Raw genomic sequence first — 21,817 nt, 5'->3', positions numbered from 1 at the left:
TTTTTTATTTCGTTTTTCAGAATAACTTTCTGACCAACACAACGAGCGATGGCAATCCTTTTTTTACCATCGCTGGTCGTTCCGTATCACGTTACACGTAGATGCTCTCATCCATGCCCAATCCCTGCAGAATCCTTCGCTGATCAGGGGTGAGGGAGCGATCCAGTGAGCGTTGGATGCGCCCATCCGGCAGCTTGAACAGGACGACGTTCACATATTGAAACAGCTGAAAAATCGCCTGTCCCGTCGGCCGGGTCAGCTTGCGGCCTCCAGGACCCTTCAACGGGTGTTCTGGAGTAATAAACTGACGCACTCGGCGCTGAAAAACGCGGTAAATAGCCAAGGCCAACAGAAACAAATAGCCTAATACTGCGACCCGTTCTGGTTTTTTGACGTAAATCTCATCCGTGAAAAACGGATCTTTCAAAAAAGCGAAGTTCATTTCCACCGAGATCTGCCCTTTATATAGCTTCAAGATCTCTTGGGCATCCATGGGTTGGCCCTTCCATTCCTTCGGAACGGTCGTGACAAGGACAAACCGGGACGCTTTCCGTCTCGCCTGTTCCCACGCGTCTTGGTCGAATTCGACGTCAAGGTGCAAGAGATACAGCGTCTCCACCTCGGGTTCCGCCCCTTTTTTCGGCCGTCCGCGCCGTTTTTTCRGGCGTACGATCTCTTCGACCGCGGCCTCAACCCGATGAAACCGGGGGCGAAGGGACGCCTTGAGGGACGCCAAGGCTTGTTCGGCATCTTCCCGGCAGGAGAAKGGGTGACGCTCCCAACGGGCTTGTTCCTCGCGAAGAAGCTCCGCTTCTTTGGTTCGTTCTTTTTCAAGCGTCTTTCCTTTTCGCTGGTCGAGCGCGCTCGATTCAACRACGATCAGCCGAACGGGGTGGCCTTCATACGTCGAGGCCGTTTCCCATACCCGGTACGTGGCGCCGTTTCTCTCCGCCAACGTAAAGGGATCGCTCCACGTCGTGTCCTGAGCATCCGCTTCAGCCAACGCCTGTTTCACGATCCGGAGCGACGAAGGGCCTCTCGTGATCAAAAAGGCGTTGGCCGCTTTGGTTTGCGCCAGGGTCTCTTTCGTCATCGCGGCGGAATCGGCCACGTAAATCCATTCGTCTTCGATTTTGGCCTGCTTCAGCTGTTCATGGACACGAGACAGCACCTCGGGATTCCATGTTTTATCGGGCAGGTTGCCATCGTGCACATCGCCGTAAAACGGGATGCCGTCCTCGTTGCCGACCAGTCCGAAACCGATCTGTTTTTGCCAACGATGATGGCGGTTGTAGCCATGTGTGATCTGTAAGGCCTCTAACGAGKCCGATTCATACGCKCCGTAAACGGTCTTGTCCGTCGTATCGGCKTGGAAGGCTCGGAGGGAAAGGCCTTCTTTGCGATAAATATGAATCAAGCAAGTGCTGATGACGTTGTGAATGCCAGCCTCATACAGGCGATCGAGATGACGGGCCAACGCATCGTCATTCAACTGGGMAGGATGGAGCCCGGAACGGATGAGTTTCTCACAATCGACCTCCTGAGCCCAATGTTCCAAGTGAACGAGGGCTTGCCGGCCGTCAAACACATTGTAGAGGATGGCCTGAACGGCATCGCTGACTCGCGTTTGGCACTGCGGATCGACGGGCACGAGATGGTCAATCAATTGAGGCAGACCCAGTTTCTTGAATAGGGCACTTATTATATTCAAATAAGAATTGCGATAGACCGCTTCGACTTGAACATCCATGAGAGAAAAACTCCTTCACTTTCCTTGTGTGTCAAGGATTCATTCGACATCGGAACGAAAAAATCCTCCCGATTTTCGTCGAGAGGGTGCGAAATGTGAGTTTCTAATAGAATTTTAATTGTAAATATATTGATTTAACTGAGGTGTTTGTATTTTATGAAAAAATCTTTCTTGCTCTCTCCACTTGTCGCTTTGAGCCTCATTTGCACATCGGGTGTTCCGTTGGTGTATGCTGAGTCGGGGGTGCAAGTAAATAAGGTAAAAATCCAGATGGAACAAGAAATGGACAAGAAACAGCAAGAAGAGCGTCAGGAAATCATAAATTTAATCAATGAACCTGTTGATCAAGAAGCGGTGAAGAAAGAAATAGAGTGGATGAAAAAGAATGCTCCTGACAAGTATAATCAAGTTATTAGCAGGCAACAGGCAAAAGGGGTATCAGCATTAGCATCAAGTGGTGCCTTAGGAACTAATGGGGACATCTTAATTACTTATGATAGTGAAAGTTCTGGATGGAATCATGGTCATGCTGCCATTGTCCGTTGGGATGGTGAATATATAATTGAAGCATGGCCAGGTGAAGGAGTCCGCTACTACGTTAACAACTGGAAAACACGTTGGAAAACATGGAAAGGACTTTGGGTGAAAGGGGCAATGGGAGAGGATTATACATCAGCACAGTCATACGCTAGAGCACAAATCGGTGAGCCGTATAGTTTAACAGCCACAAAAGGTCAATCATCAAAATGGTATTGCTCGTTGCTCGTGTGGAAAGCGTGGGAGAATCGAGGATTTGATTTGGATGACGATGGAGGCATCATCGTGACCCCGTCTGACTTGGATCAAGACTCTGAGACAATAACCTATGCTAGCAGCAACTAAAAGAGCGGACGGAGGATATTTCAATGTGTGTGTAGAAGGGTATACCATCCAAATAACGGTTATGCCCTTCTATTTTTATCCGTTCATCCCCGCAACTTGAAAACATTACGGAGGGAAAAACGTGGATTTACTGACTTTGAGGGTGTAAGCAAAGCGTGTTGTGAATTTGAGCAGTTGCTTCATCATAGAGGGGGTGCAAATCTTTCTGCAAGGAAGGAAACGTTCTCGATTTCATAGAATATTACAACCACCACGGATGGAAGGGGATTCAACATGGGCCCAAGTGCACCGCTATGGATGTCAATGTTGTACTACCTCATGTGCACCGCGACGTTGCTCGCCGGTGTGGTGATGCTGGTGAAAGGAACGGTTCGCCGCTTGTATTCGCTCGCTGCGGTGCTCGCAGTGCCGCTCTTTTTTCTGAACAATTTTCACACGATCGCCAGGGTCGGTGTCGATCCGTTCGACTATTGGCAGCAATCCCTTGCTAAAGGGCAATGGTGGGCGTGGCTGTCGCTTGCGTTGTTCCTTTACATCGTATGGTACTGGGGATTGCTTGTCCAGCGCATAGGAGGTAAAAAGGAAGGGCAGGCTTGGTGGAAGCGGCAGAGATGGATATGGGTTGTGCTGGCGGCAGCCGCGCCTGTCATCGTGTATTGGGTGCAGAGCTTGGATGATTCCGTCATCTCCTCGGTGCGGACGTATGAACCGTCCAAGAGTCACTCGGAGAACGACCCGTCAGCGCGCATTTTCTTTTTGTATTCTCACCCATTTGCACGAGATTCGTATATCGTGGAGACGGATGGACACCGCGTGCGCAAAGTGGTGACACTGCAAGCCGTTGGGGTATCCCAGCTTTCGCATGGTTCATCAACGAAGGAACTGTTGTTGTGGTCAGATTATACGGGAAGGTATGTATATCAACTGAATCCAGACACATGGACGGTTGTCGATCAAGAAGCGGTCTCCAGTCCTCTTTCCTTTGCCTCATTGGAGGGAGAGTGGGATATTCGTTCGCTGAACCAAGATGTAAAAACCAATAAACTAGAAGTAAGAAAAGAGGGAAAATTGTTATTTTCTAAACGATTCCCTCCCTACGTTCTTCAAGTTTTGCACGTAGCGCCGTATTTCTATGTGTTCGCTGATGTGATGGAAAAGGAACAAGGTGTATTGTATGTGGTGGATCAACGTGGTTCCTTAGTGAAGGAAATTCCATTACTCACTTCCTCCGCTCGATCGATGGTGGTATTTCACAACCACATTGTCATCGCCACGAAACCTCGTCTCACAATCATTGATCCGCATTCATGGCGAGTGACATATTGGGACATGGGGCAAGAGGAAACGCGATTCGATCAGCTCCAAGTGAAAGGAGACACGCTGTGGGTGAGCTATGTCCAGAGGGAAAAGTCGGGTTGGATCGCTTTGAACGATCGGTTTAAGGTGATGGAGAAGCATGAGCTGCCGTCAGTGTACTGGGAAGCACGGTTTCACGGCGACTATGTGTATATATTGTTCGAGCCGCAGGAGGGGAACAAGGCGGACAATGCAGGGGAAATGAACATCTTCCAGCTGCGTACGGCCCAACTTGCCGCCAAGTTTACTGTGCCGAAACAAAAGCACAACTTGCAGACATTTTACGTGATGGATGAAATACAATGATAGTGCAGGAGATGACGACAAAGGGGGAGAGGGACATACAATTCCGCGATTATGAAGAGTTTTGGCCGTTCTATTTGACCCAGCATCGCAAACCGGCGACGCGGAGATGGCATTTTGCCGCGACGAGTTTCGTGTTTTTGTTTGTGATCATCGCGATCGTGACGAAGAACGCGTGGTGGCTGCTTGGCGCGCCAATCGCCGCCTATGCACTCGCTTGGTTCAGCCACTTTTTTATCGAAGGAAACAAGCCAGCTACCTTCGGCCATCCGCTTTGGTCGCTTCGAGCTGATTTTCACATGTACGGGCTTATGCTTACGGGACGCTTGGGGCGTGAGCTTGAGCGGATTGGGCTTTCAGAGGATCGGGATGTCAGCCAAAATGGATAAGAATCACGTTGAGAGGCCTTGCTCCCAACTAATTTCTTCTATCAGTGATTGTCGTCGATCCTCAAGGCTTTTGAGAGATCGGAGGACGACGACAATCCGGGATGGAATATCAGGGAGAAAGGCCCTTGTCCCCGCATTACTTCTTCATTTGTTTAATCTTTTCAAGCGGCAGCCCGGTCAGTTCATGAATCGTGTCGGCATCATATCCTTTTGCCAACATTCGTTTCGCAACATCCATCTTTGCTTTTTCCATTCCTTTCTCCATTCCTTTCTCCATGCCTTTCTGCTCGTATGAAACGATGAGTTCCATGACTTTGGCAGCCTCCTTCTCCTCCATTGTATTCACCTCATTTCGCAGTCGGATTTCTTCTTCATCCGATAACCGCAAATATGTTTCGAAAAAGCCGAACAACAGACGCTGTTTCGCCTCATCGAGCTCGAGGCGGATGAGCATGCGCAAAAATTCCTTTTTCACTTCCACCTTCTCATCTTCATTATACCCCATTTTGCTTAACAGAGCGGCGGCGACCGGGTTGTCATGGCGGATGTACTCGCGCCACGGGAGTTTGCGCAATTCTATGGTCAAAAAACGGAAATCGAGAACGGTCCAAAACGGAAACTCCACAGTGAAAGAGGAAGGTTCATTACGGGTGGCGTCATAGCTGAAGATAGCGATTGGAAGAATACGGCGGCGGTGTTTTTGAAATAAACGGCTGAAATAAATGAACATTCGCTCTGAAAAAGCGGGTTGGATGTAGCTTTGGTGTTCGATGTGGACAATGATCAGTCCATCTTCCCCTTTTAGCTTTGTCTCGATCAATAGATCGACTCGATGTTTTTCCCCTGCAGTAACATCGGTCAACACTTCTTCTGATAAAAAGGAAAGATGGTTAAAGTCAACATGCTCGTATACGCGTGGGAAGAAGAGGAGAACGAATTCTTCAAAAAACGTGCTTAACAACTCTTTAAACAGGCGATCATGGTCAATGCGCGTTTCTGACATGGTCTCCCTCCCTATTTATTTTTGAACTCCCATTTGTTTTATTCGATCCATGCAAGGCAAAATCCTGCCTGACCACAGCCTTTTTCACAGAAGTTTTTTGTTCAAAGAAAGGAAATAGGAAAGAATTTGTCGAATTTTGATGGCATTGGAAAAATGATGAAACCAACCGTTGCCTCGCCCGTATCAATAGGTAAAGGCGAAAGGAGGGAGGGAAATGATTTTTGGCCATCCGCCTGAGGTCATATATGGGATCGTGCTGGTGGTCAGTGCGGTGTTGACGGTTGTGTATTTTTTCTTTAGTGATGTGCTAGATGGTGCATTTGATGTAGTGGACCACCCGTTGTTCAGCCCGCAGCTCATTTTATCATTTTTCATCGTCGGCAGCGCGGTCGGGCTGTTGGCGGAAATGTATACGGATTGGGCATCAGATTCTATCATTTGGCTTAGCATTGGGGTGGCGCTTGTTGCCGTGTTGCTTTTGCACTTTTTCGTTTTTTTGCCGCTTCGGTCGGCGGAAGCGTCGCTTGGGTATACGGACGCCGATTTGGAAGGGTCGCTTGCCAAAGTGATCGTCTCGGTGCCGCCTGACGGGTTGGGGGAAATTCTCATTTCCCGCAAAAGCGGGGCGGTGGCCAAACCAGCGAAGAGTGTGAACCATGAAGCCATTCCGTCGGGGGAAGAAGTCATTGTCGTGCAAATGGAAAACGGCGTCGCGATGGTAGCGAAGCACGATCCGTACCATCTTTCCATCTAACATTATGAAAGGAGAAACGTCATGACTGTTGCGCCATGGTTGATTGTCATTGGTGTCGTCGTCTTGCTTCTTGTTGGACTTATTGCCATTTTCATCGCCCGCTACCGCACGGTCGGGCCGGACGAGGCGCTCATCGTCACGGGCAGCTACTTAGGAAGCAAAAACGTTCATGTCGACGAATCGGGAAACAAAATTAAAATCGTCCGCGGCGGCGGCACGTTTGTCGTGCCGATTTTCCAACAGGCCGAGCCGCTTAGTTTATTGTCGATCAAATTGGATGTGCAAACGCCGGAAGTGTATACGGAACAAGGTGTGCCCGTGATGGCGGACGGGGTGGCGATCATTAAAGTCGGCAGCTCGATTGGCGAAATCGCGACCGCGGCCGAGCAGTTTTTAGGCAAAACGCGTCAAGACATGGAAAACGAAGCGCGTGAAGTGCTTGAAGGCCATCTTCGCTCCATTCTCGGGTCGATGACGGTTGAAGAAATTTATAAAAACCGCGACAAGTTTTCGCAAGAAGTGCAGCGTGTCGCCTCGCAAGATTTGGCGAAAATGGGGCTTGTCATCGTCTCGTTCACGATCAAAGACGTGCGCGACAAAAACGGTTACCTCGATGCGCTCGGGAAGCCGCGCATCGCCCAAGTGAAGCGCGATGCTGACATCGCCACGGCCGAGGCGGAAAAAGAGACGCGCATCAAGCGGGCTGAAGCAGACAAGGAAGCGCGCAAGGCGGAGCTCGAGCGGCTGACGGAAATCGCGGAGGCGGAGAAAATCAACCAGTTGAAGCTCGCTGAGTTCCGCCGCGAGCAAGACATCGCCAAAGCGCGCGCCGATCAGGCGTACCACCTCGAAGAAGCGAAGGCGAAGCAGGAAGTCATGGCGCAACAAATGCAAATTAAAATCATCGAGCGGCAAAAACAAATCGAGCTGGAAGAAAAAGAAATTTTGCGCCGCGAGCGCCAGTACGATTCGGAAGTGAAGAAAAAAGCCGACGCTGAACGCTATGCGATTGAACAAAAAGCGGCGGCGGAAAAGGCGAAGCAAATCGCCGAAGCCGATGCGCAAAAATACCGCGTCGAAACGCTGGCGAAAGCGGAAGCGGAGCGCATCCGTCTCGACGGGCTGGCGAAAGCCGAGGCCGAGAAAGCAAAAGGGGAGGCAGAAGCGGAAATTATCCGCCTGAAAGGTCTCGCCGAAGCGGAAGCGAAACAAAAAATCGCCGAAGCGTTTGAGCGCTACGGCCAAGCCGCTGTGCTCGACATGATCATCAAGATGCTTCCAGAATATGCAAAACAAGTGGCGAGCCCGCTTGCGAACATCGAGAAGCTGACGATCGTCGACACTGGCTCAGGGGCAGGAGGCGGCGCCAACCGTGTCACGGGCTATGCGACGAACTTAATGGCGAGCTTGCAGGAGACGTTAAAAGCTTCGACGGGCATCGATGTGAAGCAGCTGCTTGAGAATCTCACGACAAGCGGTGCATCATCGGCCGTCACGGCCAAGCCAACCGTTGCCGAAGAGGCGAATGCGAGCCAGTCATGAACATGGTGTGCGGCGCCCTTGATCGAACGAAGGGCGCTTTTTTCGTGGTCATACTTGCGACATTCTTCGGAGTTGCGTATTAAGCATTGTTTCGCTATGATGGGAACGAGTGGAATGGAAAAAAGGAAGTAGGTTGAGGATGATGAAACGAGCTCGAATCATTTATAACCCGACATCAGGGCGCGAGCTGTTTAGGCGCCATTTGCCCGATGTGCTCGTTCGGTTGGAAAAAGCGGGCTATGAAACGTCGTGCCACGCCACCGAGGGTCCGGGAGATGCGACGAAAGCGGCGCGTCAGGCCGTCGAGCGGGAATTTGATCTCGTTGTCGCCGCGGGCGGCGATGGAACGATCAATGAAGTTGTCAACGGCATCGCCGATCAGCCGTATCGGCCGAAACTGGGCGTCATTCCTGTCGGGACGACGAACGATTTCGCCCGCGCCATCGGCGTGCCGCGCTCGATCGAAGGGGCGTGCGAGGTGATCGCCACGGGCGAGCCCGTACCCATTGACATCGGCTGTGTGACGAACGAAGACAAAACACGCTATTTCATCAACATCGCCGGCGGCGGCCGCCTGACGGAGCTCACCTACGAAGTGCCAAGCAAGCTGAAAACGATGCTCGGCCAGCTGGCCTATTACTTAAAAGGGATCGAGATGCTTCCGTCCATCAAGGCGACCGAAGCGCAAATCGAGTACGACGGCAAACTGTTTGAAGGCGAGATTATGATGTTTTTGGTTTCGCTCACGAACTCGGTCGGCGGTTTTGAAAAACTGGCGCCCGATTCGTCGCTCAATGACGGTCTGTTCGATTTCATCATCGTCAAAAAAACGAACTTGGCCGAATTCATTCGCCTTGTCACGCTCGCCGCGCGCGGCGAGCATATCAACGACCCGCATATCATTTACACGAAAGCGAACCGGGTGAAGGTGCGGTCGCCGATGCAGCTAAACTTAGACGGCGAATTCGGGGGCATGCTTCCAGGGGAATTTGTCAATTTGTACCGCCATTTGGAAGTCATCATGCCGAAAGACAAGGCGGAACAAGTGAGAACAGGAAGATGAGCCTGTTCTTTTCTTATGCCTCTAAGCCAATAAGGGAACGCTAACGGTATAAACCGATCGGCAGAAAGGAGAACGACATGACGAAGCAGCAAGCACCGGTCGCCAAAAATGAATATTATGATGTCGTATTCACGGATTTGACCCACGACGGTCTCGGAGTGGCGAAAGTCGACGGCTTTCCCTTGTTCGTGAAAAACGCGCTTCCCGGGGAGCGGGCGAACGTAAAAGTCGTCAAAGTGAAAAAAGGCTACGGGTACGGCCGGCTTATCGAGCTGTACGAACCGAGCCCCGACCGCATCGAGCCCCCGTGCCCTGTCTATCGTCAATGCGGCGGCTGCCAGCTGCAGCACCTGAGCTACGAAGGGCAGCTGAAGGCGAAAGAGAAGCAAGTGAAAGAAGTGCTCGCCCGCATCGGCAAGCTTGACGGCGTCACCGTCCATCCCGTCATCGGGATGAAGAACCCATGGCGCTACCGCAACAAGGCGCAAGTGCCGGTCGGCGAGCGCGAAGGGGGCTTGGTCGCGGGCTTTTACAAAGAACGGAGCCATGAGATTATCGATATGGATGCCTGTCTCATTCAACAAGAGAAAAACGATGACGTCGTCCAAGCGGTGAAACGGATCGTCGAGCGCTACGGCATCCCGTCATACGATGAACTCGCCCATCGCGGCGTGCTCCGCCATATTGTCGCCCGCTACGGCGCGGCAACAGGCGAGGTGATGGTCGTGCTTGTCACTCGCACGAACCATTTGCCGCATGAACAAGAGATCGTCCGCGCCATCGTCCGTGAAATCCCGGACGTGACATCGATCGTGCAAAACATCAACCCCGAGCGGACGAACGTCATTTTCGGCGCCCAAACGCGTGTGTTATGGGGGAGCGAGTTCATCACCGCCCGCATCGGCGACATCCAATTCGCCATCTCGGCCCGCTCGTTTTACCAAGTCAATCCGGAACAGACGAAAGTGCTGTATGACAAAGCGCTCGAGTACGCTGAGTTGACCGGATCGGAGACGGTCATGGACGCCTACTGCGGCATCGGCACGATCTCGCTCTTTTTAGCGAGAAAAGCGAAGCATGTCTACGGCGTCGAAATCGTCCCAGAAGCGATTGAAGACGCCAAGCGCAACGCCGAGCTGAACGGCATCACAAACGTCACCTTCGAAGTCGGCGCCGCCGAAGACGTCATCCCGCGCTGGTATCAGGAAGGCATCCGCGCTGACTGCTTGGTCGTCGACCCGCCGCGCAAAGGCTGCGACGCCTCGCTGCTCGAAACGATCATCGCCATGAAGCCGCCGCGCGTCGTTTACGTCTCGTGCAATCCGGCGACACTCGCCCGCGACTTGCGCATCTTAGAAGACGGCGGCTACGAAACGATCGAAGTCCAGCCGGTCGATATGTTTCCGCATACGGCGCATGTCGAGTGTGTGGCGAAGATTCAGTTGAGATTGTAAACACAAAATAAACTCGTTCCACTTAAAAAATAACCGTTCATAACGAAAAATAAAGTCGGGCTTTGGATGAATTTTACTGGAAAAAGAAACAGTCCATCTCCCGCTCCTTATGGGGAAAGAAGAGAGGGAGAAAAAGCGGGGGAATCATTGAGAAATCAAGGAAAAAGGGATCGAGATGAGGAGGGATGAGAGGGAGGAAGCGGGGGGAAGCGCCCACGTTCTTCCCTTTTTCTTTTTCCAAAAATCGAAATAAAGTGGGTTCGTTTGGAGGAAAAAAGCGGGAAAAAATCGGAGAAAAACATCGGAAAAATCGGGGGAGAACGAACGAGTTTATTTCCAATGGGAAGAAATGGGGACGTAAGCATGCGTGTTGGAGCGGGGGAGGGAGGAACGAGTTTATTTTGAATTTACAGAGATAAGGCAACGGGCCGGTCCATCCGGCCCTGTTGTTTGTAATTTACGATCCAATTTCCGTTCTTTACTGTTCTTGACTTCCGCTTTCTAACGGTGGAATTGCGCAAACTGCCGTGGCGGGAGTACATCCGCCATGACAATCCGGTTGCCGCCTTAGTAAGTAAAGTCCTATAAGACGAGTTATGTTAACTTAAAAATCAAAAGGTTCATATTCCATGTGTCAGCGCCTATCCCTTATATTCATTGATGTGTTTTTGAATGTGAAAAGACACGATGTCAATCATTGAGTCTTTCGATCAAAAAAGAGGTAAATAGGCTATGATGATATTGTGAATATTGAAATGATATGTATTGCGATCATGATAAGACGTGATCCCTCTTCATTGATTTATTCTCTTCTTTGCGTCATTGTGATATATGTTTGTTTACTGTCTTCCCTTTTCCAGATATAATAATGATAAGAACTTGTAGCGTTTGTCCAAAATCCATCATTCTAAATTGTTTTCCCTATGGATATACTGGTACCACCTACATTCTTGATTAGGTGGTGGAAAAATGAAGAAAAAGGAGCGTGAAGACATGACTCCAGCAACAGAAATCAAAAAACCAAGTCTTCAATCATTGATTGAAAGCGGCAAAGTAAAAGTATTTAAAACAGATGATGAAGGCCGGGTTCTTTTGAATCCTGATGATCCAGATGATTTGGAATGGTTTGAAGATTGATGAGGGATCATAATGAACGTCAAGCCTGGAGATATTTATGATGTTTATTTCGGCTTCGAAGATCAACCGGGCGGAAAATTTCGCCCGGTTCTTATTGTGGAGATAGAACATAATATTGCTGCTGCCGTTGCAATCAAAATAACATCAAAAGGACCTAAAGCTCCTCCCACCATACATGATCAATATCGAATTGAGATTCAGTATTATCAGGAAGCGGGATTAACGAAAAAATCATGGGCAAGATGCGAAAAATTCAGGGTATTTCCATTATTTGTATTTAATGAGACTAATAAACGTGGCACTGATGACTTTGAAAGGGTTTACAGTGGATATTGTAAATTACAGACCTGCGAGCGAGAAAGCCCACTCCTTTAGGGGTGGGATGAAAGCGAGCCGTTTTCTTATATTGGGATCTTCACCACAAAATGTACTTGACAAAAAACGTTTTTCATGATGAAGATGTCAAAAGATAGGCTTCCATTTTTAGTTATTTTTGTTCAGCTGGAAGGGACACTATCATGCTTCTTCCTAAAAGTCAAGTACATCTTTCAGTGATGAACCATTTTTGGGGTTTATGCAAAAATATGCAAGTCAGAGTGTAGTGAAACGTAAGCATTTCTTTATTGATGAGGTGATGAATCCATATTCCATTTTTTATACCCGACCAAAAATCCCGAAGCGCTGACAACGCTTGATGGATCGGCGTCCCCGACGAATGCTGGAAATACGGCATGTTCTGGCGCACGACGTCCGAATCCAACCGTCCCACCTTCCGTTTGGCCTGTTCGCATTCGCTCTGCCTTCGTTGATATCGACGTGGCGGTCGACGCCGTCTCTTCCTCCGGTTGCCGTTTTCCTCGACGAAATCCCGTCGATTCGGGCGATCATAGCTTTAAGAAACGCTCGAAGCCCTTGGTCTTTCCAACTGAGGCGGGATTTCACCCGGTGCGCAAACCGACTCATCACGCTCTCTGCGTGGCCCATCGGACGCATTCCAGCCGTTTCCATCCCTTGTTCCGACAGCCACTCGCGGTAGTCCCGAATGCACCCAGGCATCGACTCGATTCGTCGAATCGAGGCTAACAGCTGCTCGTCTTTCGCTTCGTCCTCCAATGTGCCGATCGCGCTATTGAGCTCGACAAGAAGTCCCGATTCGTCTTGTTTCGCCAGCTTCTTCCGCACCTCCCGCAAACGCGCTGCGCTCGTCGGGAGTCCTTTCCTGAAGAATTTCACCCACAAACGTTGAAATATCCTTGTTCAATCGGCCTCCCTTATCAAATCACCAGTCTTCTAAAGGGAATGATGTTCTGCCGTTTTCAATGAAAGTCGTTCCTTGTTATAATGAAAAACGTATGTTTCCGCCAAGCATAAGTCCGTTTCGACAAAGTGTACAATACACTCAAGAGCGAAATGAAGCGCATTCATTTGGAAAGGAGGAAAACCATTGGGCGGTGTGACGAAACATTCGTTTGTGGCAGAAGTTCATCAGTTGGATAAAAAAGGAATTGGACAAGCCGTCGTTTGGCATGAAGAGGACGGAAAGAGAAAGAAGCTCAAACTCGCCATTCCGTCTACACTTCCCGGTGAGAAGGTGCGAGTCGTTGTCGATGAGCCAAAACGGCGCAGAGTTCAGGCGCGGTTGGAAGAGGTGGTTGAGCCGCATCCGGAACGGCTTGAGCCGCCCTGTCCGCACTTTGACCGCTGCGGCGGCTGTGTCTGGCAGCACTGGCACTATGAAGGGCAGCTGCGCCATAAAACGGAGCATGTCAAGACGCTCTTGAAAGAGCACGGATTTGACCCTGGCGTTGTCCGCGATACGATTGGCATGGAACATCCGTGGCATTACCGCAATAAAATGGAGTTTACGTTTTCTCCTGAAGGTTTGCTTGGACTGCATGAGCAAGGCAATTTCCGTCAAGTCATTTCGCTCAAGACGTGTCTCATCGCTGGAAAGAACATTGTTGAAGCGGCCATGGAAGTGGCGCGTTGGGCCCGTGATCACCGGTTGCCTGGTTATCACAAAGATGCCCATGAAGGGCTGCTTCGCCATTTGATGGTGCGCGAGTCGTTTGCGACGGGGGAGGTGATGGTGGCGCTCTTTGCGACCGAGGCGCCGGAAGGGGATCTGAAAGAAGCGGCGGCCGATTTGACGGAGCGGATCACCAAAATGCTCCCGCAAGTGAAAAGTTTGCTTTGGCTCGAGAATCGGGCGTGGGCGGACCGCACCCAGGCGGAACAAACCCATGTGTTGGCCGGACGTGATTTCATTTACGATGAATTGTGCGGCTTCCGCTACCGCCTTTGGTTTGATACGTTTTTTCAAACGAACCCAGTGCAGGCGGCCAAATTGGTTGAACTGGCGTTGGAGATGGGCAAACCGCAGCCTCATGAAAACATGATCGACCTCTTTTGCGGAGTCGGGACGTTTTCCCTGCCGTTTGCGAAACGGGTCAAAGCGTTAGCTGGCATTGAAATTGTTGAAACGTCGATTGAGTCGGCGAAGCGAAATGCGAAGGACAACGGCATTGACAATACGTACTTTTTGGCTCGGGATGCGAGACGCGGGATTGATGAAGTGTTGGAACAGTTCGGGCGGCCGGAGCTGCTGCTTTTGGATCCTCCACGTTCGGGGGCGGGCGGGAAGGTGATGCGCAAAATCGGCCGGGCGCGGCCGGAGCGGGTTGTGTATGTCTCATGCAACCCGGAGACGTTTGCGGCGGATATTACCCAATTAGTCCCGTTCGGCTATACATTGAAAACCGTCCAGCCGGTCGATATGTTCCCGCATACGGCCCATGTCGAGTGCTGTGCGTTGCTTGTTCGGGGATCATGATGGAAGGAATCCCGTTTCTCGGATAGGGAGAAACGGGATTTATTGTTTTTGCCATCCTTTTTGAAACAAATAGAAATCATTTACAGGGATAGATGTGCAACCTATGCCTCACCTACAAACTTCAGAAGCGGAAGGAAAAAGATGGCGGACGGCCCTTTTCGTTTTTTCCGTCTAACTGTACTTCTGGATCGCATCTGCCAGTAATTGCGGCAATGCCGGGATGTCGTCTGCGCCGTAGGTGAACCGGACAAACGTCTCGTCCATATCGAGCGCCTCTGCGAACAACCCAGAAAGTCCACGTGCCTTGCGGTCGATTTCCAGCAAGACTTCCACGCTGTTTTCAGACAAAAAGAAGATCGCTTCCAATTCATCAAGACAGCCTTTGAACGGTCCACTTGCTGGCTTGAATTCAAACTCTTGGACAAACGGCAGCCGCCGCTGCCCATAGCGCGGCGCTTGTTCGCATTGCACATGGCGGAGGCGGAATCCTAATTGGCGGGCTGCCTCGAGAAACGCGGCGACGAGCGGGTGCGGTTCGATGGCGAGATGGTCGCGGTCTTGCGGGTCGAGCGCCATTTTAATGTCAAGGCCGGTTTGCAGCCATACCCGCGAAGAGCCGAGCGTGACGGGCACGTCGTACGGCAAGGCGAATTGAAACGGGATCGTTTTCGTTTCGTTCGGCCCAATCGTCAGCGAGCCGCTTACTTTGTACCTTGCCAGCACCGCTTTTTCCTCGTGTTTCTTATCATCGATTTCTCGAAGGTAGGTCGTCACTAACGCTAAGTAAATTTCGTCGATATGCTGCTCGATGCTGCCGCCGCGAATGTCGACAATCCCTTCGACTGTTTCGCCTTGGACATATTGCGCTTTCGCTAATTTCGTATCAACAGTGGCTGCTCCGATGCCGATAGAACTTAACAGTTTTTTGAACAACAAGTTCTCCTCCTTGTCATCGATTTCAGTTGAGAATACGGAGCGCCTGGTGAAAAGGTTCCGTCCTTCTTAATTAAAAAGGTGGGAACGATACCGTCCCGCCAAGAGTCTGACGCCAAAGGGCGATGTTCAAGAAGCGAAACGCAATATATTGCTTTTTAACAATTATATACGGCAATCAAAAAAGGTGCCCCGATCTTTTTGGGACACCTTTCCTTTTTGTTTCGTTGTGTTAACGGATGCCGAGCGGATCGATGGCTTCATTGGCAACGGTGCACGCTTCCGCCAAAGCGAGGTCGGCGGCGGCGTCTTCAGCAGTGACGAGGACGCGCCAGCTCGGGTTCTCGATCAAACGGCAAAAATCAAGAAAGCGCGCTTGGGCGATCGCTTCGTACCAACCGTGGCGGTCCGAGAGCACAACGGTGCGCTCGTACGGACGGCGCGGAGCGGCTGAAGGTTCCGTGGGCGGCATCAGTCGGTCGGCCGCTTGTTGCAGTTGTTCGATGGAGCCGGATGACGGCTTTGTCGGGATGGCGTCAAGCCAGGCGTCAATGCACGCGGCCTCCTCGTCAGAGACGAGGCCGGAGACGGACAGCTGCGTCGGAATCCAGCCGTCAAGCACGATGCGCCCGCGTGCCGTATGAATGTCCCAGTGCGTCGATTCCGAAGCGGCAGGGTCCATCGTAAAGCCGTGGTAATAATGGACGGGGATGCGCCGGCCCTTGCCTTCATGGATCACAGTGGCTCCGACGCGCGGCCGTGTGCCGTCTGTTTCCCTTAACGCGAATCCGTGCGCTTCGACGGCTTCGCCGAACCAGTCACGGCCGACTTCAAAAAAGTGGACGCCGTGTTCAATGAGAATGCCTCCGCTTCGCCGTTCGTCCCAAAACCAATGGCCTTCCGCGACGCGGTGAGCCGCGTTGTGAAGGCTTGCGTAGTCCACTGGGCCAAGAAGCGCGCGATGGATAAGTTGCTTGACAGCTTCAGCGAGCGGGTGGTAGCGAAGAACGAGATTGACCGCCAACGCCCGGTTTTGGCGGGCGGCGAGCTGGATGTTCGCCCGCAGCGCCTCGGCGGTGAGGCCGCCTGGCTTTTCAAGGAGCACATGTTTTCCTTCCTCAAGCGCCCGCTCGGCAAGCGGGGCGTGCAAATGCGGCGGGGTGGTGAGAATGACGATGTCAACATGCGGGTCAATGATCAATTCTTCAGCTTCGCGGTATTCGCGCACGTCGCCCGCCTGCGGCTGACGGCGGCGATAGGCGTCGATGACGCGCTGGCGTTTTTCGTCCGTCCGCCCGGCGACAGCGGCGAGATGGAAGGAAGGAAGCGGGGCGAGCGCACCGGCGAGAAATTCAGCGAATGCGCCGGCACCGGCAATGCCAACATGGTAACGGAAAGATGATGAAGAAATCATGGCGTATTCTCCTCCTCCCTCACATATATATAGCATTAACGATACTCATTATACCGCAAAGAAAAAGAAGAACGAGAAAATGAAAGTTTCTAAATTTGCAAGCATCAATCATTCCTCATCGACACCATCCGACAATCATTTCGCTTGCATAGAAGGAGGAATATTATGTATACTATTATTAGCAACCGTCACTGCCGAGTGCTAGCAATCTATGAACTACTTTCATTTTTTCGTTCATCCGTCAAAAAGATGCCTATTTTTGTGAAAAAAAGATTATGGAGGGATGACGAAATGAAAGCATTGTTGCTGGCAGGAGGATTAGGTACGCGTCTTCGTCCATTGACCGAAAACATCCCCAAACCGATGGCCCCGATTGCGAACCGGCCATGGCTTGAACACCTCATCGTTCATCTTCGCGACCAAGGAGTCAACGAATTTGTCATCGCCGCACATCATTGTTCAGAAGTGATCCGTCGCTATTTCGAAGATGGGAAGCGCTGGAACGTCAAGATTACATACGCGCTCGAACCGTTCCCGCTTGGAACGGCTGGGGCGATCAAAAACGCCGAGCGCTGGCTGAAGGAACGGTTTCTCGTGTTTAACGCCGACATCGTGCATTTGCCGCAATTGATCCCGTTGCTTGATTTCCATCGTCAACATGGCGGTTTGGCGACCATTGTTTTAACGGAAGTAGACGATCCTTCTTCCTATGGGGTGGTCGAACAAGACGATCGCGGGCAAATTTTACGCTTTGTCGAAAAGCCGCGCCGCGAAGAAGCGCCATCGAACCGCATCAATGCCGGCATGTATATTTTCGAGCCGGACGTGATGCGCTATATTCCGGCTGAGCGGGAAGTATCGATTGAACGCGAAACATTCCCGCTGCTGATCGAGAAGAATGTCGGTGTATATGGCATCGTCAGCAACGGATACTGGCGTGATATGGGGACGCCGGCCCGCTACCGCCAAGTGCATTGGGATGCGTTGAGCCGGGAGTTTCCGATTCCGCTCAAAGGACGTGAAATTCAACCGGGCGTGTTTGTTGGCGAAAACGTGGAGATTGGGTCTGGCGTCTTGTTTGTGCCGCCTGTGCTCATCGGTGACCACGTGAAAATCGGTCCGCAGGCCGTCATTGGCCCGAATGCGGTCATCGGCGACCACTGCCAAATTGGCGCCCGCGTCCATTGCGCGCAGACAATCGTTTGGGACCGCTCTGTCATTCGTGACCGCAGCCGTTTGCAAAACAGCATTTTCGGCTATCGGACGGTGACGCCGGCGGGAGAAGTGTTCGAAGATTCGATTATTAATCAGTTCAAGGAGGCGGTGCAAGCATGATTCGAATTGCCTACGTCAGCACGTACCCGCCGCGGCGGTGCGGACTGGCGACGTTTACGGAACATTTGCGCCAAAGCATTGATGGCGTCCGGGGCCCATCCGATGGCGACCGCGTCATCGTTTTGTATAACGAAAGCGACGGCGATGACGCCTATCGCAACGACCCAGCGTATTGGCCGCTTCCGGCGCAAAACCGCGCGGCGTATGCCGAGATGGCCAAACGGGTGAATGAAAGCGACATCGATGTCGTTTTATTGCAGCATGAGTTCGGCATTTTCGGCGGGGAGGCCGGCGAATACATTCTCGATTTCATCGCGGCGCTAGAAAAACCGCTTGTGACGACGTTCCATACGGTGTTTGCCGACCCGCCGCTGCCGTACCGCCCGATTCAAGAAAAGATCGCGGCGGCAAGCGATGCGATCATCGTGATGAACCGGCAGGCGATTCCGTATTTGGTCAAAGCGTTTGGCCTGCCGGAAGAAAAAATTGTCTACATTCCGCACGGTGCTCCGGGCCCAAGCAGCGAAAATCGCGATTCGCTTCGCCGCCGCCTCGGATTTAGCAGCCGCAAAGTGATGTTGACGTTTGGCTTGCTCAGCCGTGGCAAAGGGATTGAGTCGGTCTTGGCCGCGTTGCCGGGCGTCGTTCGCAAGGTGCCGGAAGCGCTGTATGTCATCGCCGGACAGACACACCCAGAAGTGAAAAAAAGGGAAGGAGAAGCATATCGCGAGGAGTTGAAGTCGCTTATTCACCGTTTAGGGCTTGATCGCCATGTCCGCATGGAAGATCGGTATTTCAGCGAAGAGGAATTGATCGATTATTTGACGGCGTGCGACTTGTACGTCACCCCGTACCCGGGCATGCAGCAAATCACGAGCGGCACGCTTGCCTATGCGGTCGGCGTCGGCCGTCCGGTCGTTTCGACGCCGTATGAGCATGCGCGCGACTTGTTGCAAGGTTGTGAAGAGCTGTTGTTGCCGTATGGCGATACGGCCGTTTGGGAAGAGCGGCTCGGGCAGCTGTTGGCCGACGAGGCGGCGCTGAAGCGATGGGAGGAAAAGGTGCGCCAAATCGGGGCAAACACGCATTGGCCGCGCGTCGGCGAACAGCATGTCGCCTTGTTTGCGCGCATGTGCGCCGCGAAACGTGGGGAGGTGAAGACGGTTGGCACCGTCAGTCATTAAGTTCGACCATCTCGAGCGCATGACTGACGACACCGGGTTGCTCGAGCATAGCCTCGGCCGCATCCCGCGCCGTCGCGAGGGTTATTCGACCGATGACAACGCCCGCGCCATTTGGGCGTGCCTGGAATGGCTGGCGCTATGCGAAGACAAAGGAGAGAAGGAGCGGCTGCACCGTTTGCTTGACCGGTATTTGGCGTTTTTGCTTTGGGCGCAAAACGATGATGGCACGTTCCATAACAACTTTTTCTTCGACCGGACAAAGGAAGAGGAAACGCCGTCAGACGACTGCTTCGGCCGGTCGTTTTGGGCGTCGGCCATCGCGTACGCCCGTCTCAGCGATCCGGCGCGGCGTGAAGCGGCGGCGGAGATGCTGCGGCGGGCCATGCCCGCCGCGTGGGAGCTTCGCTCGCTACGCGGCGTCGCCTGGGGGTTGGCTGCTTGCGGCATCTTATTGACAGAAGGACGCCCGCTTGGCGTCGATCAAGAGGAAGTGGCGGCCTTGGCCGCACGGTTTGAAGAGCGGCTGCTTGCGGCGTATTGGGAGCATGCTGGCGACGACTGGCATTGGTATGAGCCAGAGTTGACGTACGCCAACGGGGTGCTGCCGTGGGCGCTTTGGACGTCCTATCGACGTGCGCCGAGGGATGAGGTGAAGGAAGCGGCGGAAAAAAGCCTTGCGTTCCTTATTGAAAAAATGAGCGGACCGGGCGGCGTCATCCGCCCGATCGGCAACCGCGGTTGGTGCAGCCGCCGCTACCGCGCCGATTGGGATCAGCAGCCGCTTGATGTCATGAAGCTCGCCTTGGCGGCGCGCGAAGCGTATTGGGCAACGGACGACGAGCGTTATCGCAGCGTCGTTCGCCGCTGTCTCGCCTGGTTTTACGGGGAAAACGACGGCAACGCGCCGCTTGCGGACCCAAGCGACGGCAGTTGCTGCGACGGGCTTGGCCCGAACGGCCCGAACCCGAATCGGGGGGCGGAGTCAACATTGTCGTACTTGTTAACAGCAGCAATCGCTCAATCGATTTCGGTGGAGGTGGTTGTCGATGAATACGTCAACAACGAAACCGTTCGCATGGCCGGCACACGTGTTTAAAGAATATGACATCCGCGGACGAGCCGGCGAGGAGCTCGATGAGTCGTTCGCGTATTGGCTCGGACGGGCCTTTGCCGAAATGATGCAAAACGAAGGTGAGAAGAAAGCGGTTGTCGCCCATGACAACCGTCTGTCATCGCCCGCACTGCACCGAGCGCTCAAAGATGGGTTGCTCGATGGCGGCTGCGATGTCGTCGATATTGGGCTTTCGACGACGCCGATGTTTTACTACAGCTTATACTACACGAACATTTCATGCGGCATGATCATCACCGCCAGCCATAACCCAGGCGATGAGAACGGATTTAAAATTGCCATGGGGAAAACGACAATTTATGGTGAGCGTATCCAAGCGCTGCGGCTGGCGATGGAGCGGCTCAGCAAGGAACAGCCGCGGCCTGAAACAGCGCGGGGGCGTGAGGAAACGTTGGACCTTGCTCCAGCGTATATCAAGATGTTGAAGGAGAAAATCCAACTCGGTCCGCGCAAGCTGAAGGTTGTCGTTGATTGCGGCAACGGCACCCCATCGATCATTGCGCCACAAGTGCTCAAAGAGTGGGGGTGCGATGTCATCCCGCTTTACTGCGAATCCGATCCAACGTTTCCGAACCATCATCCGGACCCGGTCGTGCCGGAAAACTTGACGGATTTGATTGAAACGGTGCGCAAAGAGAAGGCCGATCTTGGCATTGCGTTTGACGGCGACGGCGATCGGATCGGGGTTGTGGATGAAACGGGTGCGATCCGTTGGGGCGATCAGCTCATGATTTTGTTCTGGCGTGAGATTCTCGAGCGTCATCCGGGAGCCGAGGCGCCGGTTGAGGTCAAATGCTCGCAGGCGCTTGTTGAGGAAATTGAACGGCTCGGCGGGAAACCGTTCTTCCATCGCACCGGCCACTCGCACGTCAAAGCGACGCTGCGCCGCCGCCCGGAGATTCCATTTGCCGGCGAAATGTCGGGCCATTTGTTCTTCAATGATGAGTTTTACGGCTATGACGATGCGCTGTACGCCGCTGGGCGCCTGCTTCGATTACTGTCTCACGATGAGCGCCGGCTGTCCGAGTGGTTTGCCGATGTGCCACGGTACGCCGCGACGCCGGAGACGCGCGTCGCTTGCCCGGAAGAGAAAAAAGCGGCTGCCATTGCCAGAGTAAAAGAGAAATTTGCCGGCCGTTTCCCTGTTGTCGATGTGGATGGCGCCCGCATTCAGTTCCCAGACGGCTGGGGGTTGGTGCGGCCGTCGAACACGCAGCCGATTCTTGTGTTGCGTGCAGAAGCCAAGACGGAGGCTGCATTGGCGGAGATTAAGCGGCAGCTGGCTGATTGCCTCGCCACCCTTGAATTGCGCATTGACTGGTGACGCCTTTTCTCCGAATGGTCTGCGCTTGT

General features: G+C 52.6%; 18 protein-coding genes and 2 pseudogenes. 15 read left to right on the top strand and 5 right to left on the bottom strand.

Translation table 11 applies throughout. The annotated features are described in order from the left end of the window. Nucleotides 1-91: 91 nt before the first annotated feature. Complete coding sequence (locus B1A75_RS09115) at nt 92-1,750, bottom strand: IS1634 family transposase (protein WP_079936085.1); 1,659 nt, start codon at nt 1,748-1,750, stop codon at nt 92-94. Between the two features lie 156 nt (nt 1,751-1,906). Here B1A75_RS09115 and B1A75_RS09105 point away from each other — a divergent pair, with 156 nt between their 5' ends. From B1A75_RS09105 to B1A75_RS09095, 3 genes are all read left to right on the top strand, one after another. Next, entirely contained in the window at nt 1,907-2,632 is a 726-nt protein-coding gene (locus B1A75_RS09105) for a YiiX/YebB-like N1pC/P60 family cysteine hydrolase (RefSeq protein ID WP_079936084.1), read from the top strand. Between the two features lie 273 nt (nt 2,633-2,905). After that, entirely contained in the window at nt 2,906-4,294 is a 1,389-nt protein-coding gene (locus B1A75_RS09100; protein ID WP_079936083.1) for a hypothetical protein, read from the top strand. Continuing rightward, a complete protein-coding gene (locus B1A75_RS09095; protein ID WP_033010064.1) occupies nt 4,291-4,680 on the top strand; it encodes an Mpo1-like protein in 390 nt (129 codons plus the stop codon). Before B1A75_RS09100 ends, B1A75_RS09095 begins: the two co-directional genes overlap by 4 nt. Before the next feature lie 136 nt (nt 4,681-4,816). Here the strand turns inward: B1A75_RS09095 and B1A75_RS09090 are convergent, their stop codons facing one another. Then, nucleotides 4,817-5,683 carry an Rpn family recombination-promoting nuclease/putative transposase gene (locus B1A75_RS09090; protein ID WP_079936082.1) on the bottom strand — a complete coding sequence of 289 codons (867 nt, stop codon included), beginning with the start codon at nt 5,681-5,683 and terminating at the stop codon, nt 4,817-4,819. Between the two features lie 214 nt (nt 5,684-5,897). Here B1A75_RS09090 and B1A75_RS09085 point away from each other — a divergent pair, with 214 nt between their 5' ends. The 7 genes and pseudogenes from B1A75_RS09085 to B1A75_RS09060 all read left to right on the top strand — a co-directional run bounded on the left by B1A75_RS09085 (nt 5,898) and on the right by B1A75_RS09060 (nt 12,008). Beyond that, nucleotides 5,898-6,437 (top strand): NfeD family membrane protein, encoded by a 540-nt coding sequence (locus B1A75_RS09085; RefSeq protein ID WP_079936081.1) that lies wholly within the window; start codon nt 5,898-5,900, stop codon nt 6,435-6,437. 21 nt (nt 6,438-6,458) lie between these two features. Beyond that, entirely contained in the window at nt 6,459-7,979 is a 1,521-nt protein-coding gene (locus B1A75_RS09080) for a flotillin lipid rafts scaffold protein FloT (protein WP_079936080.1), read from the top strand. A gap of 142 nt (nt 7,980-8,121) precedes the next feature. After that, nucleotides 8,122-9,042 (top strand): diacylglycerol kinase, encoded by a 921-nt coding sequence (locus B1A75_RS09075; protein ID WP_011229846.1) that lies wholly within the window; start codon nt 8,122-8,124, stop codon nt 9,040-9,042. Between the two features lie 77 nt (nt 9,043-9,119). Next, the gene (gene rlmD, locus B1A75_RS09070) at nt 9,120-10,496 is read left to right on the top strand and encodes a 23S rRNA (uracil(1939)-C(5))-methyltransferase RlmD (RefSeq protein ID WP_079936079.1); all 1,377 of its coding nucleotides are present in this window, start codon (nt 9,120-9,122) and stop codon (nt 10,494-10,496) included. Between the two features lie 456 nt (nt 10,497-10,952). Continuing rightward, nucleotides 10,953-11,078 (top strand): annotated as a pseudogene (locus tag B1A75_RS20245) (DUF4351 domain-containing protein); the annotation flags it as partial. 387 nt (nt 11,079-11,465) lie between these two features. Further along, nucleotides 11,466-11,633 carry a hypothetical protein gene (locus B1A75_RS19870; RefSeq protein ID WP_023633335.1) on the top strand — a complete coding sequence of 56 codons (168 nt, stop codon included), beginning with the start codon at nt 11,466-11,468 and terminating at the stop codon, nt 11,631-11,633. A gap of 12 nt (nt 11,634-11,645) precedes the next feature. Then, nucleotides 11,646-12,008 carry a type II toxin-antitoxin system PemK/MazF family toxin gene (locus B1A75_RS09060; protein ID WP_079936077.1) on the top strand — a complete coding sequence of 121 codons (363 nt, stop codon included), beginning with the start codon at nt 11,646-11,648 and terminating at the stop codon, nt 12,006-12,008. A gap of 295 nt (nt 12,009-12,303) precedes the next feature. Here the strand turns inward: B1A75_RS09060 and B1A75_RS09055 are convergent. Further along, nucleotides 12,304-12,827: pseudogene (locus tag B1A75_RS09055) on the bottom strand (UPF0236 family transposase-like protein); the annotation flags it as partial. A 250-nt stretch (nt 12,828-13,077) separates the two neighbouring features. Here B1A75_RS09055 and rlmD (B1A75_RS09050) point away from each other — a divergent pair. Continuing rightward, the gene (rlmD, locus tag B1A75_RS09050; protein WP_079936076.1) at nt 13,078-14,466 is read left to right on the top strand and encodes a 23S rRNA (uracil(1939)-C(5))-methyltransferase RlmD; all 1,389 of its coding nucleotides are present in this window, start codon (nt 13,078-13,080) and stop codon (nt 14,464-14,466) included. Nucleotides 14,467-14,637: 171 nt separating this feature from the next. Here the strand turns inward: rlmD (B1A75_RS09050) and B1A75_RS09045 are convergent, their stop codons facing one another. Both B1A75_RS09045 and B1A75_RS09040 read right to left on the bottom strand, forming a co-directional pair. Next, nucleotides 14,638-15,402, bottom strand: coding sequence for a sporulation protein (locus B1A75_RS09045; RefSeq protein WP_176202398.1), 765 nt, complete (start codon nt 15,400-15,402; stop codon nt 14,638-14,640). A gap of 229 nt (nt 15,403-15,631) precedes the next feature. Next, complete coding sequence (locus B1A75_RS09040; protein ID WP_074044030.1) at nt 15,632-16,813, bottom strand: Gfo/Idh/MocA family protein; 1,182 nt, start codon at nt 16,811-16,813, stop codon at nt 15,632-15,634. A gap of 291 nt (nt 16,814-17,104) precedes the next feature. Here B1A75_RS09040 and B1A75_RS09035 point away from each other — a divergent pair, with 291 nt between their 5' ends. Genes B1A75_RS09035 through B1A75_RS09020 form a run of 4 tightly spaced genes read left to right on the top strand, consistent with a single transcriptional unit; the run spans nt 17,105 to nt 21,788 of the window. Continuing rightward, nucleotides 17,105-18,148 (top strand): nucleotidyltransferase family protein, encoded by a 1,044-nt coding sequence (locus B1A75_RS09035; RefSeq protein WP_074044031.1) that lies wholly within the window; start codon nt 17,105-17,107, stop codon nt 18,146-18,148. Then, nucleotides 18,145-19,332 (top strand): glycosyltransferase family 4 protein, encoded by a 1,188-nt coding sequence (locus B1A75_RS09030; RefSeq protein ID WP_079936074.1) that lies wholly within the window; start codon nt 18,145-18,147, stop codon nt 19,330-19,332. Before B1A75_RS09035 ends, B1A75_RS09030 begins: the two co-directional genes overlap by 4 nt. Further along, nucleotides 19,313-20,428, top strand: coding sequence for a glycoside hydrolase family protein (locus B1A75_RS09025; RefSeq protein ID WP_079936073.1), 1,116 nt, complete (start codon nt 19,313-19,315; stop codon nt 20,426-20,428). The genes B1A75_RS09030 and B1A75_RS09025 overlap by 20 nt, the downstream gene beginning before the upstream one ends. After that, nucleotides 20,379-21,788, top strand: a complete 1,410-nt coding sequence (locus B1A75_RS09020) for a phosphomannomutase/phosphoglucomutase (protein ID WP_079936072.1) — start codon at nt 20,379-20,381, stop codon at nt 21,786-21,788. Before B1A75_RS09025 ends, B1A75_RS09020 begins: the two co-directional genes overlap by 50 nt. Nucleotides 21,789-21,817: the final 29 nt, after the last annotated feature.

It is taken from the genome of Geobacillus sp. LEMMY01, from assembly GCF_002042905.1.
In the GTDB taxonomy this organism is placed as follows: domain Bacteria; phylum Bacillota; class Bacilli; order Bacillales; family Anoxybacillaceae; genus Geobacillus; species Geobacillus proteiniphilus.
This window is presented reverse-complemented; position numbering and strand designations above follow the sequence as displayed.